19 protein-coding genes and 1 pseudogene are annotated in these 20431 nt (G+C 70.9%); 13 read left to right on the top strand and 7 right to left on the bottom strand.

Annotated elements, in window-relative coordinates; all coding sequences use genetic code 11:
* The first annotated feature begins 223 nt into the window (after positions 1–223).
* Positions 224–1699 carry an amino acid permease gene (locus AC31A1_RS24105; RefSeq protein ID WP_489655312.1) on the top strand — a complete coding sequence of 492 codons (1476 nt, stop codon included), beginning with the start codon at positions 224–226 and terminating at the stop codon, positions 1697–1699.
* 10 nt (positions 1700–1709) lie between these two features.
* Positions 1710–2162: an Lrp/AsnC family transcriptional regulator gene (locus AC31A1_RS24100; protein ID WP_019059706.1), complete on the top strand. Its 453-nt coding sequence runs from the start codon at positions 1710–1712 to the stop codon at positions 2160–2162.
* Between the two features lie 10 nt (positions 2163–2172).
* On the opposite strand, the gene AC31A1_RS24095 is transcribed toward AC31A1_RS24100, so the two are convergent.
* On the bottom strand, positions 2173–2616 hold the full coding sequence (locus AC31A1_RS24095) for a hypothetical protein (RefSeq protein ID WP_489655311.1): 444 nt from the start codon (positions 2614–2616) through the stop codon (positions 2173–2175).
* A 66-nt stretch (positions 2617–2682) separates the two neighbouring features.
* Positions 2683–3423 carry a GntR family transcriptional regulator gene (locus tag AC31A1_RS24090; protein ID WP_266766915.1) on the bottom strand — a complete coding sequence of 247 codons (741 nt, stop codon included), beginning with the start codon at positions 3421–3423 and terminating at the stop codon, positions 2683–2685.
* Positions 3424–3635: 212 nt separating this feature from the next.
* Between AC31A1_RS24090 and AC31A1_RS24085 the strand changes: the two genes are divergently transcribed.
* Genes AC31A1_RS24085 through AC31A1_RS24065 form a run of 5 tightly spaced genes read left to right on the top strand, consistent with a single transcriptional unit; the run spans position 3636 to position 9092 of the window.
* Positions 3636–4793, top strand: coding sequence for an ABC transporter substrate-binding protein (locus AC31A1_RS24085; RefSeq protein WP_489655310.1), 1158 nt, complete (start codon positions 3636–3638; stop codon positions 4791–4793).
* Positions 4790–5689, top strand: coding sequence for an ABC transporter permease (locus tag AC31A1_RS24080; protein ID WP_366495458.1), 900 nt, complete (start codon positions 4790–4792; stop codon positions 5687–5689). The genes AC31A1_RS24085 and AC31A1_RS24080 overlap by 4 nt, the downstream gene beginning before the upstream one ends.
* Positions 5674–6492, top strand: a complete 819-nt coding sequence (locus AC31A1_RS24075; RefSeq protein ID WP_489655309.1) for an ABC transporter permease — start codon at positions 5674–5676, stop codon at positions 6490–6492. The genes AC31A1_RS24080 and AC31A1_RS24075 overlap by 16 nt, the downstream gene beginning before the upstream one ends.
* A 3-nt stretch (positions 6493–6495) precedes the next feature.
* On the top strand, positions 6496–7575 hold the full coding sequence (locus AC31A1_RS24070) for an ABC transporter ATP-binding protein (RefSeq protein WP_489655308.1): 1080 nt from the start codon (positions 6496–6498) through the stop codon (positions 7573–7575).
* Positions 7576–7616: 41 nt separating this feature from the next.
* Positions 7617–9092 (top strand): HAD-IA family hydrolase, encoded by a 1476-nt coding sequence (locus tag AC31A1_RS24065; protein ID WP_489655307.1) that lies wholly within the window; start codon positions 7617–7619, stop codon positions 9090–9092.
* Between the two features lie 84 nt (positions 9093–9176).
* Here the strand turns inward: AC31A1_RS24065 and AC31A1_RS24060 are convergent, their stop codons facing one another.
* On the bottom strand, positions 9177–10073 hold the full coding sequence (locus AC31A1_RS24060; RefSeq protein ID WP_489655306.1) for a DUF1963 domain-containing protein: 897 nt from the start codon (positions 10071–10073) through the stop codon (positions 9177–9179).
* Positions 10074–10296: 223 nt separating this feature from the next.
* Here AC31A1_RS24060 and AC31A1_RS24055 point away from each other — a divergent pair, with 223 nt between their 5' ends.
* A complete protein-coding gene (locus tag AC31A1_RS24055) occupies positions 10297–11085 on the top strand; it encodes a carbon-nitrogen hydrolase family protein (RefSeq protein ID WP_489655305.1) in 789 nt (262 codons plus the stop codon).
* Positions 11086–11144: 59 nt separating this feature from the next.
* Entirely contained in the window at positions 11145–12857 is a 1713-nt protein-coding gene (locus AC31A1_RS24050; RefSeq protein WP_489655304.1) for a flavin monoamine oxidase family protein, read from the top strand.
* A gap of 7 nt (positions 12858–12864) precedes the next feature.
* Here the strand turns inward: AC31A1_RS24050 and AC31A1_RS24045 are convergent, their stop codons facing one another.
* Entirely contained in the window at positions 12865–13794 is a 930-nt protein-coding gene (locus tag AC31A1_RS24045) for an LLM class F420-dependent oxidoreductase (RefSeq protein WP_489655303.1), read from the bottom strand.
* A gap of 88 nt (positions 13795–13882) precedes the next feature.
* Entirely contained in the window at positions 13883–14569 is a 687-nt protein-coding gene (locus AC31A1_RS24040) for a DUF5995 family protein (protein ID WP_489655302.1), read from the bottom strand.
* A gap of 150 nt (positions 14570–14719) precedes the next feature.
* Here AC31A1_RS24040 and AC31A1_RS24035 point away from each other — a divergent pair, with 150 nt between their 5' ends.
* Positions 14720–15835 carry a glycoside hydrolase family 6 protein gene (locus tag AC31A1_RS24035; RefSeq protein ID WP_489655313.1) on the top strand — a complete coding sequence of 372 codons (1116 nt, stop codon included), beginning with the start codon at positions 14720–14722 and terminating at the stop codon, positions 15833–15835.
* Here the strand turns inward: AC31A1_RS24035 and AC31A1_RS24030 are convergent.
* A pseudogene (locus AC31A1_RS24030) lies at positions 15817–16326 on the bottom strand (solute carrier family 23 protein); the annotation flags it as partial. The gene AC31A1_RS24035 and the pseudogene AC31A1_RS24030 sit on opposite strands and share 19 nt — an antisense overlap.
* 204 nt (positions 16327–16530) lie before the next feature.
* Between AC31A1_RS24030 and AC31A1_RS24025 the strand changes: the two are divergent.
* A complete protein-coding gene (locus AC31A1_RS24025; RefSeq protein WP_489655301.1) occupies positions 16531–17811 on the top strand; it encodes an alginate lyase family protein in 1281 nt (426 codons plus the stop codon).
* A gap of 135 nt (positions 17812–17946) precedes the next feature.
* On the top strand, positions 17947–18405 hold the full coding sequence (locus tag AC31A1_RS24020; RefSeq protein ID WP_489655300.1) for an acyl-CoA thioesterase: 459 nt from the start codon (positions 17947–17949) through the stop codon (positions 18403–18405).
* Here AC31A1_RS24020 and AC31A1_RS24015 read toward each other — a convergent pair.
* Positions 18365–19576, bottom strand: a complete 1212-nt coding sequence (locus AC31A1_RS24015; RefSeq protein ID WP_489655299.1) for an MFS transporter — start codon at positions 19574–19576, stop codon at positions 18365–18367. The two genes, AC31A1_RS24020 and AC31A1_RS24015, sit on opposite strands and share 41 nt — an antisense overlap.
* A 158-nt stretch (positions 19577–19734) precedes the next feature.
* On the opposite strand from AC31A1_RS24015, the gene AC31A1_RS24010 reads away from it, so the two are divergent.
* The coding region (locus AC31A1_RS24010) for an ROK family transcriptional regulator (RefSeq protein WP_489655298.1) at positions 19735–20431 on the top strand (697 nt) is incomplete at its 3' end.

Here is a 20431-nt window from a genome sequence, read left to right as displayed (position 1 = left end):
AACACCCACCCCGCAACGCCCCACACCTACCGCGCAACGAATCAACACCCGCGTCCCGCGAACGCAACGATCTTGCGGAGACGCGCAAGGTTGCCGCATTACGGCCAGGACGCCCGGGCTCGTAGGGTCAAGCGCTGTACCCAGCGCGGCAGGACCCCCGCTCGGCGGAGCCCCGTGCCGCCGGTTCCTGCCGCCCTGCCCGGCAGCGACAAGGAGCCCCCGCGTGCTCGACCAAGGCGCACCCCCGCATCACCGCAACCAGACCGCCGAGCCGTCCCCGGGGCTCGGTGCGCGTCTGATGCGCCGCAAGCCCGTGGAACTCCTGGTCGCCGAGGGCGGTCAGGGCGAGGGAGGGGCGCTGCGGCGCTCCCTCGGGCTCTGGCAGCTGACGATGATCAGCATCGGCGCCACCCTCGGCACCGGCATCTTCGTCGTCCTCGGCGAAGCCGTCCCCAAGGCCGGCCCCGCCGTCACCCTCTCCTTCGTGATCGCCGGCCTCACCGCCCTCTTCTCGGCCCTCTCCTACGCCGAACTCGCGGGCACCATCCCGGTCGCCGGCTCCTCGTACTCGTACGCCTACGCCACCATGGGCGAGCTGATCGCCTGGATCTGCGGCTGGTGCCTGGTCCTGGAGTACGGCGTGTCGGTCGCCGCCGTCGCCGTCGGCTGGGGCGAGTACCTCAACGAACTGCTCGACGGCACCATCGGCGTCACCATCCCGGACGCCCTGTCCGCCCCGCCCGGCGACGGCGGCATCTTCAACCTCCCGGCCCTGATCGTCGTACTCCTCGCGATGACCTTCCTGCTCGGCGGTGCCAAGGAGTCCGCCCGCGCCAACACGGTCATGGTGTGTGTGAAGATCGCCGCGCTGGTGCTGTTCTGCGCGATCGGCATCCAGGGCTTCCGGTCCGGCAACTACGACCACTTCATGCCGCTGGGCATGGCCGGCGTCAGCGCGGCCGGGGCGACGCTCTTCTTCTCGTACATCGGCTTCGACGCCGCCTCCACGGCCGGTGAGGAGGCGAAGAACGCGCAGCGCGACCTGCCCCGCGCGATCATGCTGTCCCTCGTCATCGTGACCGCGCTGTACGTCCTCGTCGCGGCCGTCGCCGTCGGTGCGAAGCCCTGGCGGCGCTTCAACGACTCCGAGGCCGCCCTCGCCCAGATCATGCGCGACGTCACCGGCCAGTCCTTCTGGGGCACCCTCCTCGCGGGCTGCGCGGTGATCGCCATCGCGAGCGTCGTCCTGACCGTGCTCTACGGCCAGACCCGCATCCTCTTCGCGATGTCCCGGGACGGACTCGTGCCCAAGGTGTTCGGCAAGGTCCACCCGAGGACGGGGGCGCCCCGCGCCAACACCGTCATCGTGTCCCTGTTCTGCGGGGTCCTCGCGGCCGCCATCCCGCTCGGGCAGCTCGCGGACGCGACCAGCATCGGCACGCTCTTCGCCTTCGCGCTGGTCAACATCGCCGTCGTGGTGCTGCGCCGGACCCGCCCGGACATGTCCCGCACCTTCCGCGTACCGCTGTCGCCGGTGCTGCCCGCCGTGGGCTTCGGGCTGTGCGTGTGGATGATGGGCAGCCTCTCGGCCGTCACCTGGGTGGTCTTCGGAATCTGGATGGCCGTCGGGCTCGTGTTCTACTTCGTATACGGCCACCGCCGCTCCCGACTGGCAACACCCGCACCATCCGAGAAGTGATCGGTCCACCGTGCTGAACGAACTCGACGAACGCATCGTGCACGCCCTCGCCGAGGACGCCCGCCGCTCCTTCGCGGACATCGGGCAGCTCGTCGGCCTGTCCGCGCCCGCCGTGAAGCGGCGCGTGGACCGGCTGCGGGCCACCGGCGCCATCACCGGCTTCACCGTACGGGTGGACCCGTCGGCGCTCGGCTGGGAGACCGAGGGGTTCGTCGAGATCTACTGCCGGCACAACACCTCCCCGGACACCATCCGGCGGGGCCTGGAGCGCTACCAGGAGGTCGTGGCCGCGTCCACCGTCACCGGCGACGCGGACGCGGTCGTCCAGGTCTTCGCCGCCGACATGCGCCACTTCGAGCGGGTCCTGGAGCGCATCGCGGGGGAGCCGTTCGTGGAGCGCACCAAGTCGGTGCTGGTCCTCTCCCCGCTGCTCCGGCGTTTCTCGTCGGGTTCGCCGACCTGAGCCGCGGGGGCTACTCGGACCGGCGGCGGACCGCCGACAGCAGCCGGCGTACGGCGATCACGTGCCCGCCGCTGGAGATGACGAGCCGCCGGTAGAGGCCCCCGGCCAGACCGGGGAAGGCGGCCCGGGTCTCGGCCCGCAGCAGCGAGCGCCCCGGGCCGGTCCGCTCGACGTGGAAGACCAGGGCGTACGACGAGAAGCGGTGGCTGCCTTCGACGACCAGCTCGCGCCCCGGGACCGCCGAGGTCACGTGGAAACCGGCGAACGCCGAACCCTCGGCGAGGGGCCGGGGGCCGGAGGACTCGCGGTCGGCGGCGCGGACCAGGCGTGCGTACAGGGTCGCCGGCGCGGAGGAGTGGCCCAGTACCCGGCTCAGGCCGCGCCACACGGCGTCGGGCTCCGCAGCCACGACAGCGGTCTGTTCCCCGACATGGGGCAATGCGGCGATCTCCATCAGGACCTCCATGACGTCGGACCCGTCCCCCTCGCTACGACTGTCCCACGCCGCGGCCGGAGGTTCTCACTCCGCCGTCTTCCGCGCCAGCGCGTTGTTCCCTATCGAGTTGTGCACGCTGAAGCTCACCGCGTCCGAGCGGTAGCGGTCGTCCGACCACTCAACCGGGCGTCCCTCACGGGTCGTTGTGACCCGGCGGACCCGGAGCAGCGGGCTGGTGCGGCGGATACCCAGCAGCTCGGCGTCCTGCGCGCCCGCCGCCACCGCGTCGATGACGTGCTCGCCGTAGGCGAAGACCAACCCCGTGTCGTCGTACAGGCGTTGGGTCACCGACGGGCACTCCGGCTCGATCGCCTCGACGGCGGGGGAGATCCAGTCGGCGTACACCGTCCGCTCCAGGAGGACCGGCTCGCCGTCCAGGCCGCGGACCCGCAGGACGTGCAACACGGGAGTCCCCGCGGCGAGTTGGAGGCGTACGGCGTCCTCGGCCGTGGCCGGGCGGTACTCCTGCGCGACCACGTGCCCGGTCGCCTCGCGCTCCATCGCGCGGGCCCACTCGGCGAAGCTGCGCAGTTCCGCGAAGCTCTGGCTGCGGCGGCTGGCCAGCACCACCCGGCGGGCGCCCTGGCGGGAGCCGATCAAGCCTTCGGCGGTGAGGGCCGCGACGGCCTGGCGGACCGTGCCGCGCGAGACGCCGTACTGCGCCGCGAGGTCCGTCTCCGCGGGCAACAGGCTGCCGACTGTGTACTCCTCGCGGTCGATGGCCTTGCGCAGCTCGTCGGCGATCTCCTCGTGTCGCGCCGTCATGCTTCCCCTCCGAGTTGGCCACTGTGCACAGCGTGAGCAGCGTAGTCGAGTTCCCTTGGTGATCCGTGTCAGCCAGGAGTGTGCAGGGAACAAGGGGTCACGGTTTCGCCAATGTTTACGAACAAGACACCATCGGCGGGCGTACTGAGGCCAACTTGTTCAGACAAGTTCTCCGCTCTGCTCTAACCCTCGTGCGCACCCCTGGAGAGACCGTGACCGTGTCCCCGCCGAGAAACGCCGTCCTGGGTGGATCCCTCGCCGTCGTCGCCGCGCTCGCCCTCAGCGCCTGCGGCGCCGCTCCCACCAACTCGTCGACCACCGCCGACGGCAAGAACGCCGCCACCGCCACCTCCGCCGCCGACTTCGGCGGCATGGCCGCCCTGGTGAAGGCGGCCAAGAAGGAGGGCACGCTGCACATCATCGCGGTGCCCCGTGACTGGGCCAACTACGGCGCCATCATCGACGGCTTCACCAAGAAGTACGGCATCAAGATCACGGACGAGAACCCGGACGGCTCCAGCCAGGACGAGATCAACGCCGTCACCTCCCGCAAGGGCCAGGACCGTACGCCCGACGTCCTCGACCTCGGTTCCTCCTTCGCGCTGAGCGCCGCCCAGCAGGGCCTGCTCGCGCCGTACAAGGTCGCCTCCTTCGACCAGATCCCCGCGGGCCAGAAGGACCCGAAGGGACAGTGGTTCAACGACTACGGCGGCTACATCTCCATCGGCTGCGACGCCAAGCGCGTCAAGACCTGTCCGACCACCTTCGCGGACCTGCTGAAGCCGCAGTACAAGGGCCAGGTCGCCCTCAACGGCAACCCCACCAAGTCGGGTTCGGCCTTCGGCGGCGTGTACGCGGCGGCGCTCGCCAACAAGGGCTCCTTCGACGACATCCAGCCCGGCCTGGACTTCTTCGCCAAGCTGAAGAAGAACGGCAACTACACGCCGGTCGAGTCCACCCCGGCCACCGTCGAGAAGGGCGAGACGCCCATCTCCATCGACTGGGACTACCTCAACGCCGGTTACGCCGACGAGTTCAAGTCCAAGGGCGTCGACTGGAAGGTCACCATCCCGAGCGACGGCCAGTACGCGCAGTACTACTCGCAGGCCATCAACAAGGACGCCCCGCACCCGGCGGCCGCCCGCCTGTGGCAGGAGTACCTGTACAGCGCCGAGGGCCAGAACCTGTGGCTCAAGGGCTACGCGCGCCCGGCGCTGATGACCTCCATGGAGTCGGCCGGCACGCTCGACAAGACCGCCGCCGCCAAGCTCCCCAAGGTCTCCGGCACGCCGGCCTTCCCGACCGAGGCCCAGCAGAGCAAGGCCAAGACGGTCATCGCGTCCGGCTGGGCGAAGGCCGTCTCCGGATGACGGCCACGCTCACGCGGGCCGACGTGGTTGCCGCCGCTTCCTCGAAGCGGCGGCGCCGCGTCCCCGGCTGGATCGCCGTGGTCCCGCTGCTCGTGTTCGTCGCGGTCGCCTTCGGGGTGCCCGCCATCGCGATGCTGAACGGCGCCTTCACCGTCAAGAACCAGACGACGGGCGCCACTTCGTACAGCACCGTGAACCTGACCGAGTCCCTGAAGGGCGCCTACCTCACCGCGCTGATCGGCAGCGTCAAGCTGTCCGCCCTCTCGGCCGCTCTCGGCACCCTGCTCGGTCTCCCGCTCGCGCAGGTCGTCGTCACCTCCCGCTTCCGCGCGCTGCGCGAGGCCGTCCTCACCGCCTCCGGGGTCCTCGCCAACTTCGGCGGTGTCCCGCTGGCCTTCGCGTTCGTCGCCACGCTCGGCAACGCGGGTGTGCTGACGACCCACTTGGGCCTCAAGGACAAGGGCTGGGACCTCTACAGCTTCTCGGGCCTGGTCCTCGTCTACCTGTACTTCCTCATCCCGTTGATGGTCCTCACCATCACCCCCGCCCTGGAGGGCCTGCGCACCCAGTGGCGCGAGGCCGCCCAGAACAACGGCGCCACCGGCGTGCAGTACTGGCGCCACGTCGCCCTGCCGGTGCTGCTGCCCTCGCTCCTCGGCGGGTTCGTCCTCCTCTTCGGCAGCGCGTTCGCCGCGTACGCCACCGCCGCGGCCATGGTGGGCAGTTCGATCCCGCTGGTCACCCTCCAGATCGCCGACGCCATCTCCGGCAACGTGCTGGTCGGCCAGGAGAACGTGGCCCTCGCCCTCAGCCTCGACATGGTCCTGGTCGCGGGCCTGGTCATGGCCGTGTACCTGCCCCTGCAACGACGGAGCGCGCGATGGCTGGACGCCTGAACCTCTGGCGGTGGGTCGTCCTCGGCCTCGCCGCCCTGTACTTCCTGGTCCCGCTCGCCGCGTCGGTCGTCTTCACGGTCGACGTGCCGGGGGAGGGCGTCACCTTCGACGCCTACACCCAGATCGTCTCCGCCGACGGCTTCACCTCCAGCCTGGTGCTCTCGCTGGAACTCGCCGCCGCCACCATCGCCATCGTCCTGCTGTTGATGGTTCCGGCCATGGTCGCGCTACGACTTGGCGCGCCCCGCCTGCGGCCCGTCGTCGAGGTGATCTGCTCGCTGCCGCTGGTGGTGCCGCCGATCGCGTTCGTCGCCGGTATCGCCACCGTCCTCAAGTGGGGCCCCGACTACCTCTCGCGCACCCCGCTGTTCGAGACCTTCGTCGCCATCCAGAACCCGAGCTTCCCGTTCATCCTCGTCCTCGCGTACGTCGTGATGGCGTTGCCGTTCGTGTACCGGGCGCTGGATTCCGGGCTGCGTGCCATCGACGTGAAGACCCTCGTCGAGGCAGCCCGCAGCTGCGGCGCGGGCTGGCCGCAGGCTCTCGCGCGGGCCGTACTGCCCAATCTGCGCGGCGCGTTGCTCAACGCGTCCTTCCTCACGCTGGCGCTGGTGCTCGGCGAGTTCACCGTGGCCCAGCTGCTCGGCTTCCAGCCCTTCGCCGTGTGGATCTACAGCGTCGGCGGGTCCAACGCCCAGCTCTCCGTCGCCGTCTCCGTGCTCAGCCTGGTCGTCACCTGGGCACTCCTCCTCACGCTCGCCGGTGTCGGCGGGCGCGACAAAACCGCCAAGTCCCGGGGATGAACCATGACCGCCACCACGCTTGAGAAAACCACGACGGAGAACGCCGCCACCGTCGAATTCCGGGGCCTGCGCCGGGAGTTCGGCCCCACGGTCGCCCTAGACGGACTCGACCTGACCGTCCGGCCCGGCGAGTTCCTGGCCCTGCTCGGCCCCTCCGGCTGCGGCAAGACCACCGCGCTGCGCATGCTCGCCGGCTTCGAACACCCCACCTCCGGCGAGGTGTTGGTCGACGGCAAGGACGTCACCGGCGTCCCCGCCCATCGCCGCGACGCCGGCATGGTCTTCCAGTCGTACAGCCTCTTCCCGCATCTCAACGCCCTCGACAACGTCGCCTTCGGCCTGCGCATGCGCAAGGTGAACAAGGCCGAACGGCGGTTCCGCGCCAATGAGTTGCTCCACCTTGTCGGGCTCGGCGACAAGGGCGAGAACTTCCCGCACCAGCTCTCCGGCGGCCAGCAGCAGCGCATCGCGCTGGCCCGCGCGCTCGCCCTCCAGCCGCGCGTCCTGCTCCTGGACGAACCGCTGTCGGCGCTCGACGCCAAGGTGCGGCTGTCCCTGCGCGAGGAGATCCGCCGCCTCCAGCAGGAACTCGGCATCACCACCCTCTTCGTGACGCACGATCAGGAAGAGGCGCTGTCCATAGCCGACCGGGTCGCCGTGATGCGCGCCGGAAAGCTCGAACAGTGCGCCGCACCCGCCGAGTTGTACGGCCGTCCCACGACCGCGTTCGTCGCCGAGTTCGTCGGCACGATGAGCCGCCTCCCGGGGCACCTCACCGACGGCACCGTCGAGGTGCTCGGGCAGCGGCTGCCGGTCGACGGCGAGGCGCCCGCGCTGACGGAGGTGGACGTCCTCGTACGCCCCGAGGCGATCCACGTGCACGCCGACGCCGCCGGTGACGCGCGAGTCGTCGCCACCGCCTTCCTCGGCTCGGTCGTCCGCCTCACCGTGCGGCTCGCCGACTCCACCGAGGTCAAGGCCGACCTGCCCGCGCACGAGGCCGCGGGGCTGGGCGCCGGCGTCGCCGCACGGGTGTCGCTGCCGGAACGGCCGGTCCTCGTGGCGGAACGCGTCAACCCGTAGGGCCCACCGGCCCGTTTGAACCCGCAGTGAAAGAGAGAAACGTGACCCCCCACGCCCAACTCCCGCTCCAGGCCGTCCTGTTCGACATGGACGGAACGCTCGTCGACACCGAGCGGCTGTGGTGGGAGGCGGTCGAGCAGGTCGCGGGCAGAATCCTGACGGACGCGGATCAGCCGGAAGTGCTCGGCCGCCCGGTCGAGCACACCGCCGACTGGCTCGCCCGGGCCACGGGCGGGTCGGCGGCGGACCTCGCGGCCGCACTGCACCGGGAGTTCGCCGCCCGCGTCCGCACCGGCATCGTGCCCCGCCCCGGCGCGCTCGACCTGCTCGACGCCCTCGCCCGCGACGGCGTCCCCACGGCTCTGGTCACCGCGTCCCCCCGCGCGGTCGCCGACACCGTCCTCGACGCCCTCGGCGCGAGCCGCTTCGCGGTCTCCGTCACCGCCGACGACACCGGGCGCACCAAGCCCGCCCCCGACCCCTACCTCGCCGCCTGCCGCGCCCTCGGCGTCGACCCGGCGGCCTGCGTGGCCGTCGAGGATACCCAGACCGGCGTCAGCTCCGCCGAGGCGGCCGGGTGCGCGGTCCTCGCGGTGCCGTCGCTGGCCCCGATCGACGCGGCCCCCCGCCGGACCGTACGGGGCAGCCTCGTGGGGGTCACCCCGGCGGCCCTGCGCGCGATGGTGACGCGCGAACGGCCGTACGAGCTACGCGTGTTGACCTGGAACCTCTGGCTCGGCGGCAGCAAGGTCGACGACCACCGCACCAAGCAGTTGAAGGCCATCTCGGAGACCGGTGCGGACGTCGTCGGCCTCCAGGAGACGGGCGGCACCGCCGCCGAGGAACTCGCCGAAGCGCTCGGCTGGCACCACCACCGGGCCGGCGAGAACCTCGGCGTCATCAGCCGCCACCCGATCACGGCTCGCTTCGGCGACCCGGACGTCGGCTTCTACGGCGCCGCCGGGGTCCGGATCGCCGTAGCGGAGGGCCGCGAGGTCGACCTGTGGACCTGCCACCTCGACTACACGCCCTACGGCCCCTACGAATCCGCCTACGACGGGCTCCCGGCCGCCGACCTCATCGCCCACGAGGAGGTACGGCTCGCCCAGATGCGGGATGCCCTCGGCCGGATCGCGGAGGTGGCCGACGACGCCGTCCCTGTTGTGCTGGTCGGTGACTTCAACAGCCCTTCGCACCTGGACTGGCCGGACGTGGAATGGCCGGTGACGAAGGCGGCGGCGGACGCGGGGTTGCGCGACTCGTACCGGGAGGTCCACCCGGACCCGGTTGCCGACCCTGGGCACACCTGGTCGCCGATCCACCCCGTGAACGAGGACGGCAGCGGGCGCGCCGAGCCGCAGGACCGTATCGACTACGTCCTGCACCGGGGGCTGACCGTGCTCGATTCGCGTACGTTCGTTGTCGGTACGCCGAGCCCGTGGCCGGACGTGTCCGCCAACTGCTGGCCGTCGGACCACGCGGCCGTCCTTACGGTGTTCGCGGTGCCCCGCGGTTAAGTGCTCCGCTGGAAGGTCCGTGGTTGGCCGCGGGTCCGTTGTGGCTGGTCGCGCAGTTCCCCGCGCCCCTTTGGGCGCTGCCCTTCAGGGGTTCCAGAAGAACGACACGTGTGTGCGGTCGAAGCGGCGGTCGGCCAGGTCCCGTCGCGGGATCACCCAGTGCAGCGTGGATCCCTCCCGCCCGGTGAGACCGATGTCCCACTGGGCGAGCAGGGTCCACTCCTCGGGGGCGGGCAGTTCCGTGGTGTCGGCGGAGCCGGGTGCCGCCTCGGCCCGGTGGCGGCGGGCCTGTTCCGCCTCCGCCGCGGCGTCCGTGACCGGGTCCGTCTCCGTGCACTCGTGGGAGGCGTACCCGCCGATGTGCAGCGGTCCGTCGACGACGATGTCGCCGTACGTCTCGTCCCACGCCTCGGCCAGCTCCCAGGCGCGGGGATGGCCGGGGAGTGTGACGGTCTCCTCGCCGCCCTCCGGGGAGGGGGCCAGGAAGTGGTGCGGCAGGGAGACGTCGGGCGCCAGCCGCAGTTCCTCCTGCGGGAACTGCTCGTGGACGGCGAGCGTGTCGGTGTCGTCGAACGCGTCCCCCTCCTCGCCGTAGACGCAGGCGTACTTCGTGTTCCGCTCCTCGACGGGGGTCCCCTCGGGGATGTACACGACCTCGCCGGCCGTACCGCCGTAGTACGTCATCTCGGGGAAGCCGAAGAGCAACAGGCGGCCGTCGGGCGGCAGTTGAAGGCCCGTCGTCTCCTCGGGGAGGGCCGCGCAGTCGAGGGTGGCGAGTAACGGGAACCAGGGGTCGGGGGCGTCGGCGGGCAGCAGCAGGGGTCCGCCGAACCTGCCGACGACCGGCCCGTCCCCGCCGGTGACGAGGGTCCCGGACGGACGCGCGGCGGCGATCCACCGCTCGACGTCCTCGGGCGGTATCCCGCGCCCCAGTGCTTCCTCGCGGAAGGGTGTGAGCCGGTTGATCAGGTCAGGATTCATGGGCGGAAACCTACGCCCGGGGTCTGACAACCGGTCCGCCGCACCGGAACGACCGGCTTCCACCAGGCACGCAACGAATCGCCGCCCCACCCCGCTCGCACGCAACAAACCGCTCACCGGCGCGCAACAGCTCCTTCTTGTCCGGCCCAGCCCCTCAGCCGTACCGTCTAGGTGGGCCCCGATAGGTGGCTCTTCAACCTTTTCGTACCGGTGAGGAACACACATGCGCACCGCCCTCCTCCAGAGCTCCGGCCGCCCCGGCTCCGTCGTCGAGAACCTCAAGGTCCTCGACGAGGCCGCGGGCCGGGCCGCGGCCGGCGGTGCCGGGCTGCTCGCCGCGCCGGAGATGTTCCTCACCGGGTACGCGATCGGCGACGACATCGGCCGCCTCGCCGAACCCGCCGACGGCGACTCCGCGGACGCCGTTGCAGAGATCGCCACCCGGCACGGACTTGCCATCGCCTACGGCTACCCCGAGCGCGACGGCGACGCCGTGTACAACTCGGCCCAGCTGATCTCCGCCGACGGCACCCGCCTCGCCGACTACCGCAAGACCCACCTCTTCGGCGACTTCGAGCGCGCCCACTTCACCCCGGGTGAACAGCCGGTCGTCCAGGCGGAGTTGGACGGTCTCACCGTCGGCCTGATGATCTGCTACGACGTCGAGTTCCCGGAGCCCGTCCGCGCCCACGCCCTCGCCGGCACCGACCTGCTCCTCGTCCCGACGGCGAACATGCACCCGTTCCAGTTCGTCGCCGAGTCCCTGGTCCCGGTGCGGGCCTGGGAGAATCAGATGTACGTGGCGTACATCAACCGCATCGGCCAGGAAGGGGAGTTCGACTTCTACGGCCTCTCCACCCTCGCCGGACCCGACGGAGTCGCCCGCACCCGCGCCGGCCGCGGCGAGGAACTACTCCTCACGGACGTCGACTCCGAGTTGCTCGCCAACTCCCGCGCGACGAACCCGTATCTGACGGACCGTCGCCCCGGCCTCTACGGGTCCCTCGCCTGAATCCCCCCTGCTGTTCCCGCACTTGTACTTGTTCTTGTTCCGCTAGGAGTCCGTACCCCATGACGTCCACGGTGCCCAACGCCGTCCAGCACGCCGACGAGCGGCAGCCGCCGATCACCATGTTCGGGCCGGACTTCCCGTACGCGTACGACGACTTCCTCGCCCACCCGGCGGGCCTCGGCCAGATACCCGCGACCGAGCACGGCACCGAAGTCGCGGTCATCGGCGGCGGGTTGTCCGGCATCGTGGCCGCCTACGAGCTGATGAAGATGGGCCTCAAGCCCGTCGTCTACGAGGCCGACCAGATCGGCGGCCGCCTGCGGACCGTGGGCTTCGACGGATGCGACCCGTCCCTCACCGCCGAGATGGGCGCGATGCGCTTCCCGCCCTCCTCCACCGCCCTCCAGCACTACATCGACCTGGTGGGCCTGGAGACCCGGCCGTTCCCCAACCCCCTTGCGGAGGCGACCCCTTCGACCGTCGTCGACCTCAAGGGCGAGTCCCACTACGCGACCACCGTCGACGACCTCCCGCAGGTCTACCGCGACGTGATGCACGCCTGGAACGCCTGCCTCGAAGAGGGCGCCGACTTCTCCGACATGAACCGCGCCATGCGCGAACGCGACGTCCCGCGCATCCGCGAGATCTGGTCGAAGCTCGTCGAGAAACTCGACAACCAGACCTTCTACGGCTTCCTCTGCGACTCGGAGTCCTTCAAGTCCTTCCGGCACCGCGAGATCTTCGGCCAGGTCGGCTTCGGCACCGGCGGGTGGGACACCGACTTCCCCAACTCGATCCTCGAAATCCTGCGGGTCGTCTACACCGAGGCCGACGACCACCACCGCGGCATCGTCGGCGGCTCCCAGCAACTCCCGCTCCGCCTCTGGGACCGCGAGCCGCAGAAGATCGTCCACTGGCCCTACGGCACCTCGCTGGCATCCCTGCACATGGGCGGCGAACCTCGCCCCGCCGTGACCCGGCTGCACCGCACGGCCGGCAACGGGATCACGGTGACGGACGCGAACGGCGACATCCGCACCTACCAGGCGGCGATCTTCACCGCCCAGTCCTGGATGCTGCTCTCGAAGATCGCCTGCGACGACTCGCTCTTCCCGATCGACCACTGGACCGCGATCGAGCGCACCCACTACATGGAGAGCTCGAAGCTGTTCGTCCCCGTCGACCGGCCGTTCTGGCTCGACAAGGCCGTCGACGACAGGGGAAACCCGACCGGCCGGGACGTCATGTCGATGACCCTCACCGACCGTATGACGCGCGGGACCTACCTCCTCGACGACGGCCCGGACAGGCCCGCCGTCATCTGCCTCTCGTACACCTGGTGCGACGACAGCCTCAAGTGGCTGCCGCTGTCCGCGAACGAGCGGATGGAGGTCATGCTGAAGTCGCTCGGCGAGATCTACCCGAAGGTCGACATCAGGAAGCACGTCATCGGCAACCCGGTGACCGTCTCCTGGGAGAACGAGCCCTACTTCATGGGCGCGTTCAAGGCCAACCTGCCCGGCCACTACCGCTACCAGCGGCGCCTGTTCACCCACTTCATGCAGGACCGGCTGCCCGACGACAAGCGGGGCGTCTTCCTCGCCGGCGACGACATCTCCTGGACGGCCGGCTGGGCCGAGGGCGCCGTCCAGACCGCGCTGAACGCGGTCTGGGGCGTCATGCACCAGCTGGGCGGCACGACCGACTCGACGAACCCCGGCCCTGGGGACGTCTACGACGCGATCGCGCCGGTCGAACTGCCCGAGGACTGACGGGAGTTCAGACCCCGGCCGCGCGTGCCGCCGTGTACAGCTCGGCGGCCAGGTCCTTGAGTTCCTCGGCGTCCCGCGGGGCACCGGCGAACTCGAAGAAGTACTCGTCGAGACCGACCTCGGCATGCGCCACGAGGTCCGTCACGATCTGGTCGATGTTGCCGTGGAACGGTGGGCGGTCCGCACCCTCGTAGGCCTTGGACGTGTACCGCAGATTGATCCGGGCCGCCGACTGGAGCGGCTCGGTACGGCCGCGCTCGGCGGCCAGCTCCTGCAACGCCCGCCATTCCGCGGCCAGTTGCTCGGCGCCCATGGCCACCGGCTGCCAGCCGTCGGCGCGGTCGACGAGACGGGTCAGCGCCTTCTTGCTCATCGCGGGCAGCAGAATGGGGATCGGCCGGGCGGGCTTGGGGCCGACCACCGAGGAGTTGATGGTGGTCAGTCCGTCCTCGTACGTCACAGGGTCAGGGCCCCACACCGCACGGCACACGTCGAGCACCTCGTCCAGGACCTTGCCGCGCTCCTTGAACGGGGCGACCCCGGCCGCCGCGTACTCGTCGAGCGACCAGCCGGTGCCGAACCCCGCCACCACCCGGCCGCCGCTCGCCGCGTCCAACGTGCCGAGCGTCCGGGCCAGTTGGAACGGTCCGTGCAGCGGGGCCACCAGGACACTGGTGCCGAGCCGGGCCCGCCGGGTTGCCGACACGGCAAGGGCCAGCGTCACCAGGGGTTCGGCGACCGAGCGGTACTCGTCGGGCCACGGGACGCCCTCCATGCCGTAGAGCCCCTGGGTCGCGGGTTCCGGGAAGAGGGCGCGTTCGAAGACCCACAGGCTCTCGTAGCCGATCTCCTCGGCCGCGCGGGCCACGTCCGGGACGTCCTTGCCGATGTCGTACTGGTGCGTCTGGGGAAGAGTGAGACCCAACCTGGTGGCCATGCTCGTGCTCCTTCGCAGCAGGCATTTGAACCGTCAACGTAACTCTCCCGACGGCGTACAGCGGGTCCGGCTCCCCGGTATGGCTGGATCAGTCCGGCAGTGGCGTGAGCAGCATCCGGCCCGCCAACCCCACCGCCGCGTCCAGCCGTTCGGTGAACTCCTCGGCGACATCGGGCAGTCCACGCAGCGCCCACAGGGCCCGCGCCGCCGTCCAGGTGGCCTCCCGGGCGCGCTCCAGACTCCATGAGCCGAGCAGATGCGTGAGCGGATCGGCGATCTGGAACAGGTCGGGACCCGGCATCAGCTCCTCGCGGATGCGCTCCTCCAGCGACACGAGGAGATCGCCCACGCGGTCGAACTCGTCCTCCAGCTCGGCCGGTTCGCAGTCGAGCGTCCGGCAGGCGTCCACGACGGCGAGCGCGAGATCGTGGCCGATGTGCGCGTTGATGCCGGACAGGGCGAACTGCAGTGGTCGTACGCCGGGATGGCGGCGGAGCTGGAACAGCGGCCGCCAACAGGCGGGCGGGCGGCGCCCGTCGGCCGCCGCGTCCACGGCCGCCAGGTACCGCTCCGCGAACCGTACGTCCAGCGTGATCGCGGCCCGCGCGTCGGTGAACCGCCCGGCGTCGATACGCCGGTCGACCGCCTCCGTGACGGCGAGGTAGACGCGGTTGAACACCGCGACCCCGTCCCGCGCGGGCAGTTCCCCGTCGAGCGCGCGCAGCCGGGAGACGACCTTGTCCACGGGTGTGGTGAAGTGTGCCAATTGCCCCATGGGGGCAGCGTCCCAGCCCTAGGCTGGCCGAGGCGTCGGCGAGCCCGACACTTCCCCAGAACGGGGGAACGGGTTCGGTACGCGGGAGGGGGCGGCAGCGTGTCAGGTTCACGTGGCCGACGGCGCGGGCGGGTCGCCCGGCGGAGCGTGCTGGTCGTGACCGCGTCGGTCGTGGTCGCGGTCGGCACCGTGACCGGGATGATCAACGCGCTGGACGACGAGCGCGGTTCGAACGAGGCGAGGCCCGATGGGACCGGTGCGACGCTGCTGGTGCCGCTGCCTGACGTACCGTCAACAGCCGCCTCGGCAAAGGCGAGTTCCTCCTCGTCCGCTTCCGCCAGCCCGAAGAAGACCGCCTCGCCGTCTCCCGCGAACACCGGCAAGAAGCAGTCGGCGGCCGCCTCCCCGAGCCTCTACCGCCACCCCGAGTCCCAGGTCCTCGACTGGGTCCGCGATCACCCCGACGACCCCCGTACCGGGGTCATAGAGTCCCGGATCGCCGATCGGCCGGCGGCGGTGTGGTTCGCCGACTTCACGCCGTCGACGATCACCTCCCGGGTCCGCGCGGTTACTTCGGGGGCGGCGGCGCAGGGCCGGGTGCCGGTGGTCGTGCCCTACGCGATCCCGGACCGCGACTGCGGCGGGGCGTCCGAGGGCGGGGCGCCGGACTTCGACGCGTACGACGGGTGGATCGACGACTTCGCGGCGGGGCTGGGCTCCAGGGAGGTCGTGGTCGTCCTCGAACCCGACTCGGTAGCCCAGGCCGACTGCCTCTCCGACGTCCAACGCGCCGACCGCTTCGAGGCGTTGGCCCGCGCGGGCCGCGTCCTGAAGGCCGCCGACCCGAAGGCCCGCGTGTACTACGACGCGGGCCACTCCGACTGGAACCCGGCCGCACAGCAGGCGGCCCTGCTGAAGCAGGCGGGCGCGGCCTCCGCCGACTCCTCCGACGGGATCTTCAGCAACGTCTCGAATTTCCACGCCACTTCGGCCGAGATCGCATACGACCGTCAGGTCCTGGACGCCCTCGGCGGCCCCGCGGGTCTCGGCGCGGTCATCGACACCAGCCGCAACGGCAACGGCGCCCCGGCCGACGGCCAGTGGTGCGACCCGGCGGGCCGGAAGATCGGCCGACCGCCAACTCTCAACACCGGGGAGGCGCGGATCGACGGCTATCTGTGGGTCAAGTTGCCCGGGGAGTCGGACGGTTGCAAAGGCGCGGCCGGCACGTTCACGGCGTCGTACGCCTACGACTTGGCGCGCTGACCCCGGGGACCCTGCTGACTCGCGTCGGGGGAGTCGTACGACGACATCCCCTCGTCCAGCAGCGGTTGGTCCGTCTTGAGGTGGGCGGGCGCGAGGAAGCGCAGGGCGTGGTAGCCGGTGATGACGACGAGGGTGCCCCGCGCGATACCGCTGAGCGTGAAGTTGTCGGTGAACTCGATGGTGACGCCGCCGACGCCGATGATGATGCCCGAACTCGGGGCAGAGGCCGAAGAGGAGCGCGAAGCCGACGGCGGTCGAGAGCATCGAGGCGACGCCGTCCGTCGAGATCGCCGTGCCGAGCTTGTCGTCCAGCGGGTCGCCAGTCATCTCCCCAACTGCCTTGACGTGCCTGGCGTTCTCGGCGGCCAGCGCGATCACCACCGGCAGCGCGACCAGGATCGCCGACCACTGGAAGGACGGTCCGTGGAAGGACGGCAGTCCGACCCCATCGAGTGGATGCGGCCGAAGATCCGGTCGAACGCCCAGGAGATGCCGACGTGCTGGGCGCCGAGCCCGATCGTGCGCGGGCGTCCGCCCGTCACCGTGCGGCTTCCAGCGCACGCCGAGGTCCATGGTGGGGTTCGCTTTCTCTGTACGTGAAGTCGGTCCGGACCATTGTCACGGCCACCTGGTGGTTCTACGCTCGCACGGTTCCACTCATGAACTGCGTTCATATACCTGATCGGAGTTGATCGGTGAGTGCAAAGTCGAGTGCCAGATCCCGGCTGGGCGTCCTTCTCGCCGCCGTGGCCACACTCACGGCTGTCGTCGTCCCAGCGGCCACCGCACACGCGGCGCCGGCCGTCCCCAGGACCGCCGTCCTCGACGGCACCCGCCTCCAGCAGACCAAGCTCCGCCTGGACCGCGGGGATGATCCCCAACTCCGGCGGGCGCTCCAGCAGTTGACGACCCGCGCCGACAACTGGCTGCACCAGGGCCCCTGGACGGTCGTGGACAAACCAAAGCCCGCCCCCGGCGGGGACGTTCACGACTACCTGAGCCAGGCGCCCTACTGGTGGCCCACGGCCACCCCGACCGCCGACAATCCGTGGGGCTGCCCGTACGTCCAGCGCGACGGTCAGCGCAACCCCGAGGTCGACACGGGAACCGACCGCCAGGACGTGGAGAAGGTCTTCGACTCGACGTACGACCTCGCGCTCGCCTGGTACTACACCGGCGACAAGCGCTACGCGCAGAAGGCCGACCAGGTCCTGCGCACCTGGTTCCTCGACCCGGCCACGAGGATGAACCCCAACCTGAACCACGCCCAGTTCATCCCCTGCAAGTACGACGGCCGCGCCATCGGCATCATCGACTTCTCCCAGTCGTACACCAGCGTCGTCGACGCCATCGCGATCCTCGGCACCGGCGCCCCCGGCTGGACGAGGAACGACCGTACGGCGATGGCCAGTTGGAACTCCGACTTCCTCGGCTGGCTGAAGAACGGCGCCTTCGGCAAGGAGGAGGGTGCCGCCGCGAACAACCACGGCACCTTCTACGACATGGAGTTGGCCGCCCTCGCCTACGCGACCGGCGACACCGCGCTGGCCAGGCGAACCGTGCTGGACGCGCGCGCCAAACGCATCGATCCGCAGATCGCGGGCGACGGGAGTCAGCCGCAGGAGCTTGCGCGGACGCGGAGTTGGCACTACTCGACCTTCGACCTGGTCGCGTACACCCGGCTCGCGGCCATCGGCCGGCGCGTGGGCGTGAACCTGTGGACCTATCAAGGGCCGGACGGGCAGGGCCTGTTGGAGGCCGTGGACTATCTGCTGCCCGCCGCGACCGGGGCCGCCGCGTGGTCGCATCCGGAGCTGGAGTTCTACCGGTACGCGGCGAGCGACGTCGTCCACGCGGCGGCCGACGCGGGGGACGCGAAGGCGAAGGCCGCCGTGCCGAAGCTGGAGGCGCCGCCCGGCGGTGACCTGTGGGCGCTGCGTCCGGCGGCCGAGCAGCTGGACTCGATCGCCGGTTGACCGGCTCACCCCTTAGGCCGCCCCCGTAGGCCCGTCTGACCAGGGCCTTCCCGATAGGGGCTCCTGAGCGGTCGCTTAGAATGGGGCGTCCCCACAGTCTCCACCGCCCCACCAGCACCGCTCGGGAGCCCCGCCGTGACCGTCGAAAGCCCGCCCGCCACCGTCCTGTCCCACGGTCGACTCGTCGCCGTCACCGTGCACTTCGACGATCTCGACGCGCTCGGCATGCTGCACAACGCCCGTTACCCGCTCCTCGTCGAGCGGGCCTGGACCGAGCTGTGGCAGGGGCACGGGGTCCGCTTCGACGGCGACTGGGCGAGCGCCGGCGACGCCTGCAACGTGGTGAAGGAACTGCTGATCAGCTACGAGGCACCGGTCACCAGGCCGGGTGCGTACGCCGTGCACCTCTGGCTCGACCGGCTGGGGACCACGGGACTGACGTACGGCTTCCGGTTCTGCTCGGCGGACGGATCGACGACGTACGCGACCGGCACCCGGGTCCTCGTCCGGCTGGACGCGGGAACGTTGCGCCCCGCGCCCTGGAGCGACGGGTTCAGGGCCGTGGGCCGGACACTGCTGCGCTCGGCGGGCTGACCTTCGGGCGGTCGCGGTCCCCGGCGCGGAGCACGCCCGCGAAGACCACGAGTCCGCCCGCCAACACCGTGACCAGGCAGAACGACACGACCAGGCTCGTCGCCTGCGCCACCCCGCCGATCAGGCTCGGCGCGATCAGCCCCGAGGTGTAGGTGATCGTCGCGACGCCCGCGATGGCCTGGCTCGGGTTGGGGCCGCTGCGGCCCGCCGCCGCGAAGCAGAGCGGGACGACCACGGCGATGCCCAGACCGAGCAGCGCGAAGCCGGCCATCGTCAGCGCCGGGTTCTCCGCGAGGACGATCAGCAGCCCGCCGAACACGGACAGCACCCCGCCCGCGCGGACCGTGCGTACCGAGCCGAAGCGGTTCACCACCCCGTCGCCGACCAGCCGGGCCACCGCCATCGTCAGCATGAAGCCGGTCGTCGAGGCCGCCGCGAGCCCGGCCGACGTGCCCAACTGGTCCTTCAGGAACACCGCCGACCAGTCCAGGCTCGCGCCCTCCGCGAACACCGCGCAGAAGCCGACCGCGCCGATGAGCAGCGCGGACTTCGGCGGCAGCGTGAACCTGGGCGGCGCCTCCTCCTTCTCGCCCGGGGGGATGTCGAGCACCCAGTGGCAGGCGGTCACGCCGAGCACGGTGAGAACCGCGGCCGCGATGAGGTGGTGGACGCGCGCGTCCGAACCGAGGTGCGCGGCGAGGGTGCCGCCTGCCGACCCGATGAGGGCGCCCGCGCTCCACATGCCGTGCAGCCCCGACATGATCGACTTGTCCAAGAGGCGCTCGATCTCGACGCCGAGCGCGTTCATCGCGACGTCGGCCATGCCCGCGCTCGCGCCGTACGTGAACATCGCCAGGCACAGGGTGACGAGGTTCGGCGCGAGGGACGGCAGGATCAGGGACATCGTCCACAGGGCGATCAGTCCGCGCAGTGCCGTACGGCTGCCGAAGCGGTGGGTGATCCAGCCGGCCAGCGGCATCGAGCAGGAGGCGCCGAACGCCCCGAAGGCGAGGGCGAATCCGAGCCAGCCGGCGGCGACGTGCGCGTGCTCCTGGATCCACGGCACCCGGGTCGCGAACGAGCCGGTGACCGCGCCGTGCACGGCGAAGACGGCCGCCACGGCATACCGGGCACGCTTCACCCCGTGTCGGTCGTAGACCACTTCGCTCATTGTCGGCCCCTCCTGCTGTGCGCGTCCCCGCCGCCGTCAAAGTCCCTGCTCGCGTGTTCTCGTCCCGCTCGCGCCGGGTAAACTATCAGGAACCCTGCCTGATAGAAAGAGAATTACCGGCCGCCCGCCGCACCCCTCGATCTGGGAGGATTCCCGGCATGCCCGCATCCCCGAGCACCGCCCGGGCCATCAACGACCGGCTCGCCCTGCGACTGCTGCAGCAGGAAGGCCCGCTGACGGCAGGGCAGTTGAAGCAGCTCACCGGACTCTCCCGGCCGACCGTCGCCGACCTCGTCGAACGCCTCACGGCCTCCGGACTGATCGAGATGGTCGGCGAATCCGGGGAGCAACGGCGCGGCCCGAACGCCCGGTTGTACGGCATCGTCGGCAACCGCGCGTACCTGGCCGCGCTGGACGTCCGGCTGGAGGGCGTCTCCGTGCTCGTCTCCGACCTGGTGGGCCGGGTGCTCGCGGAGGCGTCGGTTCCGATCGACGACGACTCGGGCACGGGCCCGGCGGTCGAGCAGGCCGTGGCGCTGGTGGAGCGCGCGGCGAAGGAGGCGGGCGCGGAGCGCCTCCACACGGTGTGCGTCGGCGCCCCGGGTCTCATCGACCCGGCCACCGGCGAACTCCGCAACACGACTGGCCTGCCCGCCTGGCACCGCCGTCTGGTCGCCGCCCTCCACGAACGCCTCCCCGGCACCCGCATCGTCGTCGAGAACGAGACCAACCTCGCGGCACTGGCGGAGCAGCGCGACGGCGCGGCCCACGACCGGGACACGTTCGTGCTGCTGTGGCTGGGGATGGGGATCGGTGCGGCGGTGGTCCTGGACGGGACGTTGCGCAGGGGTGCGT

It is taken from the genome of Streptomyces sp. P5F9 (assembly GCF_057961495.1).
The sequence above is the reverse complement of the archived record's forward strand: the minus strand, read 5'-3'. Positions and strand labels throughout refer to the sequence as shown.